The sequence below is a fragment of the Streptomyces sp. NPDC001450 genome (assembly GCF_053597295.1).
Map to the genome: position 1 here is coordinate 155,170 of NZ_JBSFHY010000006.1, position 14,258 is coordinate 169,427.

Consider the following 14,258-nt stretch of genomic DNA (forward strand, 5'->3'; position numbering starts at 1 on the left):
GATAGGGGCACATGGGACTGGAGGCGGACGGTGCGGGCCCCCGTGACATGTCACCGTCCACCGGGGCACCCTAGGGGCTGACGCCACGCAAGTCGCAACAAGTTGTTGCGCGTGGCGTGTCGCAACTCAGGCCCCGGGCAAGCCGGTTCGAAGGCCCTGGCCAGGCCGGCTCGAACGGTCGCCTCTCGGGTTCTCTACAGTGCCCGCATGAGCGAGCACACTGACAACGCGCACGATCCGCAGCGACACCCGGAGTTGCTGGTGTGGCTGGCCGAACGGCAGGCCGCCTTCGAGCACTGGGCCCGGACCGACGGCGGCGCGCAACGGTGGGACTTCGGCCCCGACTCGCTGGAGCTACTGGAAGAGCTGGTCCGGGGGCGGTTCGCCACCCTGGAGGACGTGTACGACGCGCGGCGCGGCGAGTTCGTCCAAGGCGCCGTCTGGTACCTCGGCGAGACCGTCCGCCGTGCTCGCGGGCTGGTGTGGAAGTACGAGCCCATGATCCTGGACGAGACAGCGCCGGCGCCCCGCCTTTTCGCGCCGGTGTACCAGAACGGCACCATCGACACGCCGTGCGTGAGCCCCGCCGACGCCGATGAGACGGCAGGGCAGTACCCGCTGAACATGTTGTGCCGTCTGCTGATGGAACACGACGAGATCGACGCTCCCCTCGACTACCACCTGGCGGAGGCCCTGGAAGACCCTGACGAAGACGACGAGGACGGCGAGGACGACGAGGACTTCGACTAGGGCTCAGGGGCCTGGCCCACTCACTGGATCAGGCCCCTGACCTGGTATTGCCCTGTCGGGGTGGGAGCCGCCGACCACCCGGGCGGACGATGGTTCCTTCAGATCGTTCGAGCTCCGCCTGACGCAAACGGGAGAGGTGCCGGCAGCAGCCGCCGGGCGGCACCGAGGCGGCTCCTCACCGTGCAGGAGCCCCCGTCGGCAGATTCCCCTCAGCCGATCGCCGTCCCGGAGATGAGGAGAGGCCGCCCAGGATCTGCCGGAGAGGCTCACCGTGATCACCGGGCATCGGTGTTCGGGCGATAGCCGATAGTGCACGCGCTTCCCGCGGAGTCCGGTCCTACGAAGGGGTCGCCGTCCGGGCTGGCGGGCGACAGCCCCCGGCAAGGTGAGCACGGCCCCACCGGCCACGGGCATTCCTCACTGTCCGCGTTCACCGCGTGATCCGCTGATGTGGGCGAAGCGACTCCCGGTGTTATTCAATGAGGTGTGCGGTCAGGGATCTCGGGGCCCCGTCGCACGGGTCCGAGTACGGCCCCGGCGCTGTGCCGGGGATTGCTGAGAGAGCCGCATGGACTCCACACCCTCCCCCTCGTCTTCTTCGCCGTTCGACCTGGTCAGCAGCGCCCTGGGGCGCTACATCCCGCGCGGCGGAGCGGCAGCGGCCGCCGGTCCTGCAAACGCGCAGGGGGACCGCACCACCAGCCAACGCGTACCCGACAACGCGGCAGCCGGCCGTCAGGATCAGATTCTCGGCGCGATCAACCTGGACAGGGATCTGAGAATCACCCGCTGCAATCTGGACGCCCCCGTATTCGCGGGTCTGGATGCCGCGGCCGGAAGTCGTTTCGTCGATCTCCTGCCTCCCGGGGACGTACCGACGGTCACACGGCGGTTGCGGCAGGTCCTGGAGACCGGTGAGGCGCACGTCGCCCGGATCCAGCGCCTGCGGCGCGGCGACGGATCGGAGCTGGTGGTATCGCTGAGCATCCTGCCCGCCGCGATGCCTCAGGAAGGCCTGACCGTCTCCGTGATCGCCATGGCCAGGAGGCTGCACCTGTACGCCGCCGAGACCGCGATCGGCACCTCACTGGACATCGGCGAGACAGCGCAGTCGCTGGCGGAGTCCCTGCTGGCTTGGGGAGACGTGGCCGCCGTCGACCTCGACTTCGCCGTGTGGACAGGCGAGGGAGTGACCGAGCAGGCGCAGGGACGCATCCGGCTACGGCGAGCGGCCCTGGTGCCGGACCGGGCGTGGCCCGAGGGATACGTGACTCCGGGCGACGATCTTCCCAGCGACGCGAGTCGCCTGCTGGCGCAGGCGGTACGGCGGGACGATGCCCCGCAGGCCATCGTCATACCCGACCGGGAGGCGGTCGAGCGGATACTCGGCAGTCCGCGGGTGATGCGTGCCTTGGTGCCCGGTGACCGGTCGGCGGGTGTGGCATGCATTCCGCTGGTCTTGGACAGCGCGCCGCCTGTCGTACTGGGCGTGGCTGAGGTCTGGCGGCGGGCGGACTCCCCCTTCCGCGACAGCGAGCTGTTCGACCTGCAAGAACTGGTGGCCAGGACCGTCCATCACGTGGACCTGGCCCGACAGCACCAGCGCGAGCACACTCAGGTTCTGGCGCTGCAGCGCCGGCTGCTGCCTCGGACCGGCGGCGACACCATCGAGATAGCCAGCGTCTACCAGCCCGCCACCCCCGACAGCGCGGGCGTCGGCGGCGACTGGGTGAACAGCTTTCCGCTGCCGGACGGCCGTACCGCGCTGGTGGTCGGTGACGTCGTCGGGCACGGCCTGGGAGCCGCGGCCACCATGGGCCAGCTGAGCATGGAGGCCCGCGCGCTGCTGTCCGCGGGGCTGGCGCCCGACGAGGTGCTGGAGCACCTGGACGAGACCGTGACGCTGCTGGACGACTCGGAGTCCGGGCTGGCGGCCGGCTACAGCGCCCTCGGGTCGACCTGCTGCATCGCCCTCTACGACCCGGTCAGCCACCACGTGGCGCTGGCCAGCGCCGGCCACCTCCCCCCGGTCCTGGTGTCCCCGGACGGGCAGGCGGGCCCGCTCGCGGTCCGCCCTCATCCCGGCCTGGGTGCCGAGTTCGCGCTGCGGGAGCCGTTCGACGTGCACACATTCGGCGCGCCCCCGGGCTCCCTGCTCGCCCTCTACACCGACGGCCTGGTGGAGGATCCGGCCCTGTCGATCGACGAGGGCATCGACAGGCTGGCGGACGCCGTGTCCACGGTGCATCCCTGGGACGCCCTGCAGCAGGCCGCACGGCGCGTCGTCTCCGCACTGGCGCCCGCGCGCCAGCGCGACGACGTGACCCTGCTGCTCGCCCGCATGATCGGCTACCGCAAGGGGGACACCGCGACGTGGCGGCTGCCCGCCCGCGACGACGCGCCCGCCCGTGCCCGCGCGCAGGTCTCCACGCTGCTGCGGCAATGGCACACCAGGGACGACACCCTGGACAACGTGTCTTTGCTGGTCAGCGAGCTGGTCACGAACGCGGTGCGCTTCGCCACCGGTCCTGTCACGGTACGGCTGATCAGGGCCGGTCACCGCCTGCTGTGCGAGGTGGGCGACACCGGCAACGGCAGGCCACGTCTGAGCCCGGGCGGCCTCCTCGACGACGGCGGTCGTGGCCTGCGCGTCGTGCACAAGCTCACCACCCGGTGGGGGGTGCGGTGGACAGACACCGGCAAGGTGGTCTGGGCGGAAGTCGCGAGGTGACGCGACTGCGGGGCGGGGCGGGGCCGACGTATGCGAGCGCCGCGAGGGTACGGGCGGCGTGCGCGTCAGCCGGCGCCACCGGCGGTACGGACGGCGCCCTCAGCGGTACCGGTGTCGTGACCGGTGCTGCGGGCGGCCCGTTCACCGGTACGGGTGGCGCGCGCTACAGCCACTCCCCTTCCAGGGCGGTGGCGGTGAGGCCCGGTGCCGCCGCGTACAGGACGGCGCGACTGCCTGGCTTCTGCCCGGCGTCGTGCGCCCGCCGCATGATGTCGAACACGGCGGCGCCTCCGCGGTTGCCGCTGGTGTAGCTGTCCCGGCTGTAGTCCAGCAGCCCCGACGGCCACGCGTCGGGCATCGTCTGCTCCATGTACTCCAGCACGCGGGTCCCGCCGGGGTGCGCGAGCAGCACGTCGGGGTGCCAGGAGTCGGGGACGTCCTGGTAACGGACGCGCAGCCACTCCCACATCGCGGTGACCGTCTCCTGTACGGCGCGCGGCCCGCGCCGGTCCATCACGAAGTGGTTGCCGTCCGACCGAGTGTCCAGGCGGTGCAGGTCTTGGGTGCCGGGCAGGGTGTGGTGCCAGGCGGCGTCCAGCCGCAGCACCGACTCGCGCCGCGGGCGGCCGGTGACCACCGCGGCGACCGCGGTGTCCGCGAACAGCAACCGGACGATCAGGGACTCGAGAGTGTCGTCCGCGGGCTGGTAGGTCGTGCTCAGCGCCTCCGCGATCACGACCAGCACCACCCGGTCGGGATCCGCGGCCACGAGATCCGCCGCCAGCGCCAGGGAGCGGGTCCCCGCGATACAGGCCCACTGCGTGGCCGGCAGCAGCATCACGTCGTTGCGGAGCGGAAGCCTGTTGGCCAGGGCGACGTCCAGCCCCGGCAGTGCCGGCGTGGTGGAATGACTGGTGATCAGGCAGTCGATGTCTGCGGCGTCCAGCCCGGCGATCTGCAGGGCCCCGCGCGCCGCGCGCTCCCCGTAGGACTGCACCGCCTCCCAGGCCGGCGCGGTGCGCTCCTGGACGGTCTGCGGCCCGGGTATCGCCTCAAGTGCGCCGATCACGCGGTCCACATCCTGCTGGGTGAACCCGTCGCGCACCAACGCCTCTTGGGCCGACCCGACGCCGACAGCCCGCAGACCACCGCCATTGCCTGGTGCGACGGCGGCCTCCAGCGGCAGCATCCACCCGCGGGTCTCGATGCCCGTGCTGGCCGCGATGCCGTCGATCCGCGGCGCCCACGCCGCATGCGGATGCCGGTCGCGCACCTCCGCCACGATCTGGCTGGTCTCCACGGCGTGCTCGCCGTGTATCACGGCAGGAGGACAGAGGTAAGCGGCCATAATGGGGCACCTTTCCAGGGAAACAAGCGGGAATGTCGCGAGTGCTGTGTCATGGGTCACTTTGGAACTTCGCGCCCAAGAGGTTGCCGATAGGCCCCACTTCAGGAGCCGGTATCCGTTTCGAGCATGGACGCTAAATGGACATTTCCGCTGTGATGCAGACAACTTAGGCGGCCCTCGAAATGCGTGACACGGCACACACCGCTGAAACAGGGGCCTTCAGAATGGTTCCGCCAGCCTCACCTGACGCACCGTCAGCCAGGACCGCCGCCTGTCGTAGCGGATGGCGTCCCGCCGAGGTGCAGTCACTGGTCGAGCTGATTCGGTTTCGGCTGTGGTGGAAGCCGGCGATCGTCCGCGGCGGGTTGCGTCGTGAGGAGTCCGGCCATGGAGGCTTCGGAGAGGCAGCGGCGGTCGAAGACCTGCCGTTTACCATGTCCGGCTAGGTGCGGATCGCGGCCACCAGCCCGAGGATCTCGCGATGGCCGGTGACGGAGATGCCGGTGGCGATGATCACGGCCTGGGACACGATCCGGTGGTACACCCTCGTCTTGCAGTAGGTGGCGTCCAGGAAGACGCAGGGAGAGACGGTGTGGTCCAGCGGCCTTCCTTGCACGCAGTCAGTTCTGCGTCGAGCTCGCCGCAGATCCGCGACACCTCCGACGGTGCGTCGCCCCACTGCCCTGGTGTGATCACGAATGACAGCGGCCGGCACCACCTTCACCGGTCGGATGGATCTTGCAGGTCAGTCCGCCCCGGCAGCGTCCGAGTCCCTCGTCGGGACGGTCCTGTCGGGGCGTGCTTCTTTTCCCGGCACTCGCGGCAGTTTCTTGCGCGCTCCGGCGGCGTGTTGGTGGGCGCGACAGGAGGTGGAACCCAGGAAGAGGATCCCGTCGATCACCCTGCGGTGGCTCTTTCCACCGATACCGATGGCACGTGACTCACCGCCTTCGCCGGCCTGCGCCAACCTGCCCCTGCACGACACCGCGCAGAAGCAGATCTGGCCGGAGATAGTCCAACTCGGCCTCGCCCTGCCGGCCTGGATGCCCAGGAGCAGCCGAGATCATGCCCCATATCGGCGCTCGGCACTGCACGTCCATGGCCCCGCGACCGTCACCCTTGGTGCGGCCGGAGATCGTCCCCACAGTCGTGACTGCCTCGGAACTATCCGAGGAACGACAGACGCACCTGCCGGTCGGCATTGTCCTTATTGGTGTCCACGAGGCACACCGACTGCCAGGTGCCCAGTTCCAGTTGGCCGCCGATGACCGGAAGGGTCGCGTGCGGCGGGACGATCGCGGGCAGGACGTGGTCACGGCCGTGGCCCGGGCTGCCGTGCCGGTGCTGCCACCGGTCGTCGGCGGGGAGCAGGGTGTGCAGGGCGGCCAGGAGGTCGTCGTCGCTGCCGGCGCCCGTCTCGATGACGGCGATGCCGGCAGTTGCATGGGGCACAAAGACATTGAGCAGGCCGTCGCGGCCGGCCGCCGCCTCACGCAGGAACTCCTCGCAGTCGGCGGTCAGGTCGACCACCCGCTCCCGGGAACCGGTGGCGACGTTCAGCATCCGAGTGGTGAAGGCATCTGACATGCCCCCATCCTGGCCCATACGCCGGGCTTCCCATGTCGTGGCGCGACCGTTTCCTGGTACGTGGGGTCCACAGGGCGAGACAGGCGCGGCTGCGCCGCGCGCAGAGCTGGGTGTACGACCACCAGGAGGAGCGGGCCGAGGTGTGGGCGAAGGAGACCGGGCTGCCCTACGAGGTGGCGCCGGCCTCGGTGAAGCGCACCAACGCTACCGGGTCCCGGTCGGCGGCGACGGACTGAAGGAGAGAGCGCTCGGGAACGTGTTCCGCGACTGACGGCCATGTCGACCAAGCGGGACCCGGCGTTCTGGACAGTGGTGGTGAGCCGCCGCCGTCGGACGTCCCAGACGCGCAGCCTTGAACTGCGATCGCACGACCTTGACCGCGGCCAAGCGCCCGTCCGGCGTGACTCCGAGCAGCACTCGGACCATGCCGCCCGCCCCAGCTGGGCCACCGGCCGGTCCGACTCCCCAACCACTCCATCGGCCCTCTCCGATGGGTCCGTGTCTCTACGCAACTCCGGGCACCTGAGCCCCTCTTGGGCACATCGCCGCGCACAGCGGAGGTTTTCCCGAACTGCGTGAAACAAGGTGCTTGAAACAGTCGAGGATCGCTGCTGAGAGTACGAGGCACTCGGGAAGATCCACGGCCGCTCCGCTGTTAGTGGAACCGTGAACGATATGCGCGAGGTCGAGGTAGTGGTCATAGGCGCTGGGCAGGCCGGTCTGTCCAGCGCCTATCACCTGCGGCGCACCGGCTTCGAGCCGGACCGTGACTTCGTGGTCCTGGACCACTCCCCCGGCCCGGGCGGCGCCTGGCAGTTCCGCTGGCCGTCGCTGACGTACGGCAAGGTGCACGGGATGCACTCCCTGCCCGGCATGGAGCTGACGGACGCCGCCCCGGCGCGCCCCTCGGCGGAAGTGATCCGCGAGTACTTCGACCGGTACGAGCGCACCTTCGACCTGCGGGTACGGCGCCCCGTCGACGTCCGTGCCGTGCGCGAGGGGGAGGACGGGCGGCTGCTCGTGGAGACCTCGGAGAGCAACTGGTCCACGCGGGCGCTGATCAACGCGACCGGCACCTGGGACCGGCCGTTCTGGCCGCGCTACCCCGGCCAGGAGACCTTCCGCGGACGGCAGTTGCACACCGCGCAGTACGCCGGGCCGGAGGAGTTCGCAGGGCAGCGGGTCGTGGTCGTCGGCGGCGGGGCGTCCGGCACCCAGCACCTGCTGGAGCTGGCCCCGTACGCGGCCGCCACCACCTGGGTCACCCGGCGGCCCCCCGTCTTCCGCGAGGGTCCGTTCGACCAGGAGGCGGGCCGCTCGGCGGTGGCCCTGGTGGAGGAGCGGGTACGGCAGGGTCTGCCGCCCAGGAGTGTGGTCTCCGTCACCGGGCTTCCGCTCAACGACACCATCCGGCAGGGACTGGCCGACGGGGTCCTGGACCGGCAGCCGATGTTCGACCGGATCACCCCGGACGGGGTGGAGTGGAACGACGGTCGGCGTGTGGACGCCGACGTCATCCTCTGGGCCACCGGCTTCCGGGCCGCACTCGATCACCTCACGCCGCTGCGGCTGCGCGAACCGGGCGGCGGGATCCGGATCGAGGGGACCCGCGCGATCGCCGATCCGCGCATCCACCTCGTCGGCTACGGCCCCTCGGCCAGCACCATCGGCGCCAACCGGGCCGGACGCGCGGCCGTACGGGACATCAGGCGACTGCTGGCCGATGAGCAGGACGAGCGGGTCGAGCCGGCCGCCGCGTGACGCCCTGCCTGCTCAGCGGGGCGGCTGCGTGGCCGGGAGCCGCTCCGGACTCCCACTGGGCTGCTGGGGCTGCCCCGTTGTCTGGTGCGCGGCGTTGAACGCGGCCACATTGCGCAGGTGCTCGGAGTAGTCGGCGGTGAAGCGGGTGTCGCCCGGTCTGATCGTGACGAAGTACAGCCAGTCGCCGGGCGGCGGGTTGATCGCGGCCCGCATCGCGTCCTCGCCGGGGTTGTCGATCGGGGTGGGCGGCAGACCCATGCGCTGGTAGGAGTTGTACACGCTCTCCATGCGGGTGTCGTCCAGACTGGTGTGCACGGTGTTGCGGTTCAGTGCGTAGTTGATGGTGGAGTCCATCTGCAGCGGCATGCCCCGCTGCAGCCGGTTGAAGATGACCCGGGCCACCCTGCCCATGTCGGCCTTGGTGGCGGCCTCGGCCTGGACGATGCTGGCGATGGTGACGGCCTGGTAGACGTTCACGGCGTTGAGCTGGGCCCCGGCCGCGACCGGCGCCCCGTTGAACTTCTTGTTGGCGGTGTCGACCATGAACCGCAGCAGCGACTCGGGGGTGGCCCCCTTCTCGACCGGATAGGTCGCCGGGAAGAGGTAGCCCTCCGGGTTGCCCGCGGCCTCCTTCGGCAGCTTGAGGCCGGCCTTGTCGAGGGACTTCCGGGTGCTGCCCGGGGGCAGCTTGAGGGCCCTGTCGACGGCGTCGTAGATCTGGTTCGCGCGCCAGCCCTCCGGGATGACCAGCATGGGGGGCTTCGCCTCCACGTGACCGCTCTCCCGAGTCAGCAGCGGCACCGCCACGGCGGCGGTGCCGGCCAGGGCGGCGCCGGACATGACGAGGAGGAGCCTGCCCCGGCGCGTCAGTCGCATCGTGCTCCGTCGCGGAGTGTTCATCTGCATGCAGGTACGTTAATACGCATATCGCTTGAAATCCGACATATCGTCAGCTTGTCGGCTACGGCTGCGTGTCAGCCCGTCGGCTCCAGCTGGGCGTCCCGGCGCACCAGGGCCGCATAGCGCCCGTCCAGCTCCAGCAGTTCCTCGTGCGTGCCCCGCTCGGCGACCTTGCCCGAGTCCAGGACGACGATCTGGTCAGCGCCGCGGACGGTGGACAGGCGGTGGGCGATGGTGAGGGTCGTCCGGTCGGCCGACAGGGCGTCGATGGCGTCCTGCACCGCGGCTTCGGTGCGGTTGTCCAGGGCGCTGGTCGCCTCGTCGAGGATCAGGACCGGCGGATCGCGCAGGATGGTGCGGGCTATCGCCAGGCGCTGCTTCTCGCCGCCGGAGAAGCGGTGCCCTCGCTCGCCGACGACCGTGTCGTAGCCGTCGGGCAACGCGGCTATGTGGTCATGGATCTGGGCGGCTCGGGCCGCCGCGTGCAGCTCCTCGTCGGTGGCGTCCGGCTTGGCGAAGCGGAGGTTGTCGGCGACCGAGGCATGGAAGAGGTACGTCTCCTGCGAGACGACGCCGACCGCGCGGGCGAGGGTGTCGAAGTCGAGGTCGCGCACGTCGACGCCGTCGATGGTGACGCGGCCGCCGGTGACGTCGTAGAGCCGGGGCACCAGATAGCCGAGCGTGGACTTGCCCGCGCCGGTCGGGCCGACCACCGCGAGGCTGCCGCCGGCCGGGACGGTGACGTCGATGCCGTCGATGACGGGGCCGCCCTTGTCGTCGTAGCGGAACTCGACCCCCTCGAAGCGGACCTCACCCTTGATCTCGTCGAGGTGGACCGGCTCCTCGCGCTCGGTGATGTCGATGGGCAGGTCCAGGTACTCGAAGATGCGCTGGAAGAGCGCGAGGGAGGTCTGGATCTGGACGCCGGTCGCCAGCAGGCTCACGGCCGGGCGGAACAGGCCCTGCTGGAGCGAGACGAAGGCGACGATGGTGCCGAGCGAGACCTGCGGCCCGCCGAGCTGGAGGGCCAGGCCCGCGGTCCAGTAGATGACCGCGGGCATCGCGGCCATGACGATCGTGATCACGGCCATGCGCCAGCGCCCGGCCATGTTCGACTTCACCTCGAGGTCGACCAGCCGCTCGGACTCCTCGGCGAAGGACGAGGTGAGGGAGTCGGAGCGGCCCATCGTGCGGCCGAGCAGGATGCCGCTGACGGAGAGCGACTCGGTGACCGTGGCGGCCATCGCGGCCATCTGCTTCTGGCGCTGGGTGGTGATCTTCTTGCGTTCGTTGCCGACGCGGCGGCTGATCCACACGAACACCGGCAGCAGGAGCAGCGAGACGACCGTCAGGCGCCAGTCGAGGGCGACCATCGCGACGATCGTGGCGACCACGCTGGTGGCGTTGGAGACGAGGGAGGTGGCCGTGGAGGTGACGGTGGCCTGCATGCCGCCGATGTCGTTGGCGATGCGGGACTGCACCTCGCCGGTGCGGGTGCGGGTGAAGAAGGCGAGCGACATGCGCTGCAGGCGGCCGTAGACGGCGGTGCGCAGGTCGTGCATCACGCGCTGGCCGACGGTGGTCGAGATCAGCGTCTGGAGCACGCCGAAGACACTGGACAGGACGGCACTGAGGATCATGCCGAGCGCGAGCAGGCTCAGCAGGCCGGTGCGGCCGTCGGGGATCGCGACGTCGAGGGTCTCCTTGAGGAGGAACGGCGTGGCCACCGAGACCAGCGAGGAGGCGCCGACGAGGACGCCGACGATCGCGAGCCGCCCGCGGTAGGGACGGAAGAGCTTCAGGATGCGACGCACCTGCCGGGGCTGTTCCTTGGCGTCGGCAGGCGGGGTCCAGGAGGGTTCACGGTCGGGGTGCATGGGCTCCTACGGAGGTGAGCGGGCGCCGGCCCAGGGCGGTGGCCGACGATGGCTGACGGATCGTAGCTCATTGTTACCTATACTCACAATGAACGGCATCCTGATATTGTTCCCGCATGACCACCCCCGATCCCGAGGGCCTGCTCGCCGAGCAGTTGCTGCGGCTCACCCGCCGGGTGCATCGCATCCAGAAGCGCCACCTGGAACGGCGCGACCTGGGCGTCACCCCGGCCCAGTCCCGGCTGCTGCGCACCCTCGCGCACTACGGCTCACCCCCGCGCATGGCCGACCTGGCCGAGCGCCTGGAGGTGGTGCCGCGTGCGGTGACGACGCTTGTCGACGGGCTGGAGACGAGCGGCAAGGTGCGGCGGGTGCCGGACCCGACGAACCGGCGGGTCACCCGCATCGAGCTGACGGACGAGGGCCGGGCGACCCTGCGCGAGCTGCGCGGCGCACGCCGGTCGGCCGCCGAGGAGATCCTCGCTCCACTGACGGAGAAGGAGCGCGAGGTCCTGGGCGTGCTGCTCGACACCCTGATCGACGGAGAGGTGGCCAAGCCCTGCTGAACGGCCACGGCCCCCGCTCCACGAGGTCGGAGCGGGGGCCGCGCGCTGGTGCGGACGCGGGTCAGCCGGCCTCGGCGGCCGGCTCCTTGACGGACTGCGACACGGGCACTCCTGGAGGGGACGTCGACTCACAGAAACCGGACGGCACTTCTGCGATACGGAAAGCAGCTTCCGTGTCGATCGCCCTGACGGGCCGTTGATCACGCCCGAGACGCCCGCGTGACAGCCGTGCAGATCACTCCGCGAGTGGCGCAGCCCGCACCGCCGGCCTCAGCAACGGCTGCGGTCCTCCGTCAGCACCCCTTGAACCGTGGTCAGCGAACGGTCGTAGCAGCCGCCCGAGCCGGTGAGGCGGTAGCGCTCGCGCGACGTGCCGACCGCATGCCGCTGGTCGCGTGGGACGTTGATCGTGTACGCCGCGTCGCCGGTGTAGGTGTCGTCGAGTCGCGACCAGGCGGTGCGCCGGCCGCCCTGCCGCTTTGCGACCGTCGCCCGGTCGCCGAGGGTCAGCACGGTGCGCAGCCGGTCGCTCGCGCCCAGGGTCGTGGCGCCGTTCATGGTGTACGTCCGGTGCGTGTGCGTCGTTCGCGCGGGCCCCTGTCCGTGCACGCTCACCGTCTCGTCGTCCGTCCAGGTCGCGTCCAGCCCGTCCGTGTTCTCGCCGTCGGTCCAGCGGTGCGCGGAGGTGTTCGCGAGCGTACGGGTGACGGTGGTGGTCACGCGGCCGTGCGAGGTGTTCAGGTATCCGGAGACGATGAGCCGGTGGCCGGCCTCGGTGTCGACGCGGTTCTCCGGACCGGGCGTGTAGGTCGAGGAGTTGGCGATGCCGCTCGCCCGGTCCGCGGTGAGGGCTCCGGTGACGTGGGCACGGTGGGCGTCCTGCCAGACCAGGACGTTCACGGGGGCGCTCCAGCCGGACTGCCCCGCGGGCACGCCCACGACGGAGACCTCGACGCGGTGCGGGCGGCCGTCGTTCAGGAGCCCGACGAAGGGCGTCAGGTCGTACTCGACGGGCCTGACGTCGAAGGCGCGCGGGCCCGGGATGACGTACCAGAGGAAGGGGTTGGACCAGCCACCGGTCCACACGTTCGGGAACGGCGCGGCGATTCCGGCGAGTTGCCCGTCGACCTTGATCTGCACCTCGCGGTACGGCCCGTGGTCCGCCTTGCAGGAGTACGACGCCGGGTCGGCCACGGTCAGGTACCAGAACTCCTCGCAGCCGCCACCGGATCCGGTGGCGTACACCTCGGCGACGATGCGCTCGCTGTTGCGCGGAGTGGTGAGGGTGGTGCCGTCGGGCGTGTCGGCCAGGGTGAGGACACTGTCGGGCGCGGGCGTCTCGGCGCGGCCCGCGTAGAAGGTGAGCGTCACCTTGACGTCTATGACGCCGGTGTAGGTGTCGTCCACGACGTTTCCGATGAGCATCTCGACGTCCTGCGGGCCGCGGAAGGTGTCGCTGTAGCGGGTGACGTCCTTCTCCACATGCCACTCGATGCCGTCCGGTGACGGCTCGGGCGTCGAGGTGCGCAGAATCTCGACCCCGCCGACGTGCAGATAGCCGAGACGGTCGTACTGACGTCCCTTCACCTTGCCGTCGAGGCGCAGGACGACCTTGCTCCAGCGTTCGCCGCAGCCCCGGGGCGGTGTGTAGGCACCCCGGTAGGGGGTGAAGTCACGGAACTGGGCCTCGGCCAGGGTGATCTGGCAGGACTTGGTGTGCGGACGGTCGACGGGCGGGGCGGCGGTCACCGGGTCGTGCCAGTCGGTGCCGAACTCGGCCGGAGCGTCGGTGACGGCCCGGGGTGCGGCCTGCGCGGCAGTGACCCCGGTACCGAAGAACGTGCCCGCCAGGAGGGTCACCCCGGCGAGCATGGACATGACTATCCGTCTTCTCATGCCCGGTGTTCTACGGGGAGTCGGGGCCGCCCCGCAATGAGGCGTCCCGCCATCCGTACTAGCTCATCAGGTCCGCTTTGTCCCCCATGACCACCACGGGATGCCGATCCGGTTCGAGCTGGCGCAGCAGGTACTCCATGGCCGACTTGGACATGCTGACGCAGCCCGACGTACCGCTGCCGTGGTCCATGTGCAGCCAGATACTCCCGCCCTTCCCCTCGCCCTGGGGGCGCGTCGGATCGTTCGGCGGGGTGCCCTTGACCCGGTTGTAGTCGATGGCGATGACGTAGTCGAAGTCGTGCCAGTGCGACTTGGCCCACCAGCGCGGCGCGGTGAAGGAAGCGTCCTGTGTGTAGGGGAGTTCGGTGCCCGGATCCTTGAGCACGCCGCCCGCGTCGGTGAGGGTGAACACGCCGACGGGGCTGCGCCGGTCACCGGAGTGGTGGTCGGTGGTCCAGCCCTTCTTGCCATTGTGTCCCTGCCAGCTACGGACCCGCTGCCATGCTGCGCCGCGCTTGGCGTAGAGCACGACCGTGGAGTCCGCCGAGTCCTTGCCGTCGCCGTAGACGGCCACCACCTGCTTGGCATCGGCCGGAATACGCCGCTGGAGGCCGGCGCCGAGGCCTGGGATGCGGTGCGGGTCACGGCTGCCCGTGCTCGACTGCCGGGCCTGGCCGCCGGGTTCCGGGTCGGCGTGGCCGCGTCGCTCCGCCCCGCACGCGGACAGAGCCGCAAGGAGGGTTCCGAAAGCCGCCACCGCAATGGTCACTCGCCGCACACCGTCTATCCGCACCCGACCATGATGACATCACCCATCGGCCGGTCGAGCGGCCCTCCGGGCA

Annotated in this window: 10 protein-coding genes and 3 pseudogenes; 5 read left to right on the forward strand and 8 right to left on the reverse strand. The window is 70.4% G+C overall.

Annotated elements, in window-relative coordinates:
* The first annotated feature begins 207 nt into the window (after positions 1 to 207).
* Together ACWC5O_RS08410 and ACWC5O_RS08415 are read left to right on the forward strand one after the other, a co-directional pair.
* Positions 208 to 750, forward strand: coding sequence for a hypothetical protein (locus ACWC5O_RS08410; RefSeq protein WP_450585791.1), 543 nt, complete (start codon positions 208 to 210; stop codon positions 748 to 750).
* Between the two features lie 568 nt (positions 751 to 1,318).
* Positions 1,319 to 3,481: a SpoIIE family protein phosphatase gene (locus tag ACWC5O_RS08415; RefSeq protein ID WP_450585789.1), complete on the forward strand. Its 2,163-nt coding sequence runs from the start codon at positions 1,319 to 1,321 to the stop codon at positions 3,479 to 3,481.
* 163 nt (positions 3,482 to 3,644) lie between these two features.
* Here the strand turns inward: ACWC5O_RS08415 and ACWC5O_RS08420 are convergent, their stop codons facing one another.
* From ACWC5O_RS08420 to ACWC5O_RS08435, 4 genes and pseudogenes are all read right to left on the reverse strand, one after another.
* Entirely contained in the window at positions 3,645 to 4,829 is a 1,185-nt protein-coding gene (locus ACWC5O_RS08420) for a type III polyketide synthase (RefSeq protein ID WP_450585787.1), read from the reverse strand.
* A 460-nt stretch (positions 4,830 to 5,289) separates the two neighbouring features.
* A pseudogene (locus ACWC5O_RS08425) lies at positions 5,290 to 5,504 on the reverse strand (transposase); the annotation flags it as partial.
* A pseudogene (locus tag ACWC5O_RS08430) lies at positions 5,484 to 5,703 on the reverse strand (IS5/IS1182 family transposase); the annotation flags it as partial. The pseudogenes ACWC5O_RS08425 and ACWC5O_RS08430, both read right to left, overlap by 21 nt.
* A gap of 290 nt (positions 5,704 to 5,993) precedes the next feature.
* Complete coding sequence (locus tag ACWC5O_RS08435; protein ID WP_450585786.1) at positions 5,994 to 6,416, reverse strand: YjbQ family protein; 423 nt, start codon at positions 6,414 to 6,416, stop codon at positions 5,994 to 5,996.
* An 86-nt stretch (positions 6,417 to 6,502) separates the two neighbouring features.
* Here ACWC5O_RS08435 and ACWC5O_RS08440 point away from each other — a divergent pair.
* Together ACWC5O_RS08440 and ACWC5O_RS08445 are read left to right on the forward strand one after the other, a co-directional pair.
* A pseudogene (locus tag ACWC5O_RS08440) lies at positions 6,503 to 6,625 on the forward strand (ABC transporter substrate-binding protein); the annotation flags it as partial.
* Between the two features lie 457 nt (positions 6,626 to 7,082).
* A complete protein-coding gene (locus ACWC5O_RS08445; RefSeq protein ID WP_450585785.1) occupies positions 7,083 to 8,177 on the forward strand; it encodes an NAD(P)-binding domain-containing protein in 1,095 nt (364 codons plus the stop codon).
* A 12-nt stretch (positions 8,178 to 8,189) separates the two neighbouring features.
* On the opposite strand, the gene mltG is transcribed toward ACWC5O_RS08445, so the two are convergent.
* The gene (gene mltG, locus ACWC5O_RS08450) at positions 8,190 to 9,083 is read right to left on the reverse strand and encodes an endolytic transglycosylase MltG (protein WP_450585783.1); all 894 of its coding nucleotides are present in this window, start codon (positions 9,081 to 9,083) and stop codon (positions 8,190 to 8,192) included.
* Positions 9,084 to 9,151: 68 nt separating this feature from the next.
* A complete protein-coding gene (locus ACWC5O_RS08455) occupies positions 9,152 to 10,954 on the reverse strand; it encodes an ABC transporter ATP-binding protein (RefSeq protein WP_450585781.1) in 1,803 nt (600 codons plus the stop codon).
* Between the two features lie 116 nt (positions 10,955 to 11,070).
* Between ACWC5O_RS08455 and ACWC5O_RS08460 the strand changes: the two genes are divergently transcribed.
* Positions 11,071 to 11,520, forward strand: a complete 450-nt coding sequence (locus ACWC5O_RS08460) for a MarR family winged helix-turn-helix transcriptional regulator (protein ID WP_450585779.1) — start codon at positions 11,071 to 11,073, stop codon at positions 11,518 to 11,520.
* A 270-nt stretch (positions 11,521 to 11,790) separates the two neighbouring features.
* Here the strand turns inward: ACWC5O_RS08460 and ACWC5O_RS08465 are convergent, their stop codons facing one another.
* Both ACWC5O_RS08465 and ACWC5O_RS08470 read right to left on the reverse strand, forming a co-directional pair.
* Positions 11,791 to 13,416, reverse strand: a complete 1,626-nt coding sequence (locus ACWC5O_RS08465) for a peptide-N4-asparagine amidase (RefSeq protein ID WP_450585777.1) — start codon at positions 13,414 to 13,416, stop codon at positions 11,791 to 11,793.
* A gap of 58 nt (positions 13,417 to 13,474) precedes the next feature.
* Positions 13,475 to 14,209 (reverse strand): L,D-transpeptidase family protein, encoded by a 735-nt coding sequence (locus ACWC5O_RS08470; RefSeq protein ID WP_450585775.1) that lies wholly within the window; start codon positions 14,207 to 14,209, stop codon positions 13,475 to 13,477.
* Positions 14,210 to 14,258 lie beyond the last annotated feature (49 nt).

Coding starts and splice junctions, on each gene's coding strand:
- ACWC5O_RS08410 (WP_450585791.1), top strand. CDS start 208: ATGAGCGAGCACACTGACAACGCGCACGATCCGCAGCGACACCCGGAG.
- ACWC5O_RS08415 (WP_450585789.1), top strand. CDS start 1,319: ATGGACTCCACACCCTCCCCCTCGTCTTCTTCGCCGTTCGACCTGGTC.
- ACWC5O_RS08420 (WP_450585787.1), bottom strand. CDS start 4,829: ATGGCCGCTTACCTCTGTCCTCCTGCCGTGATACACGGCGAGCACGCC.
- ACWC5O_RS08435 (WP_450585786.1), bottom strand. CDS start 6,416: ATGTCAGATGCCTTCACCACTCGGATGCTGAACGTCGCCACCGGTTCC.
- mltG (WP_450585783.1), bottom strand. CDS start 9,083: ATGCAGATGAACACTCCGCGACGGAGCACGATGCGACTGACGCGCCGG.
- ACWC5O_RS08455 (WP_450585781.1), bottom strand. CDS start 10,954: ATGCACCCCGACCGTGAACCCTCCTGGACCCCGCCTGCCGACGCCAAG.
- ACWC5O_RS08460 (WP_450585779.1), top strand. CDS start 11,071: ATGACCACCCCCGATCCCGAGGGCCTGCTCGCCGAGCAGTTGCTGCGG.
- ACWC5O_RS08465 (WP_450585777.1), bottom strand. CDS start 13,416: ATGAGAAGACGGATAGTCATGTCCATGCTCGCCGGGGTGACCCTCCTG.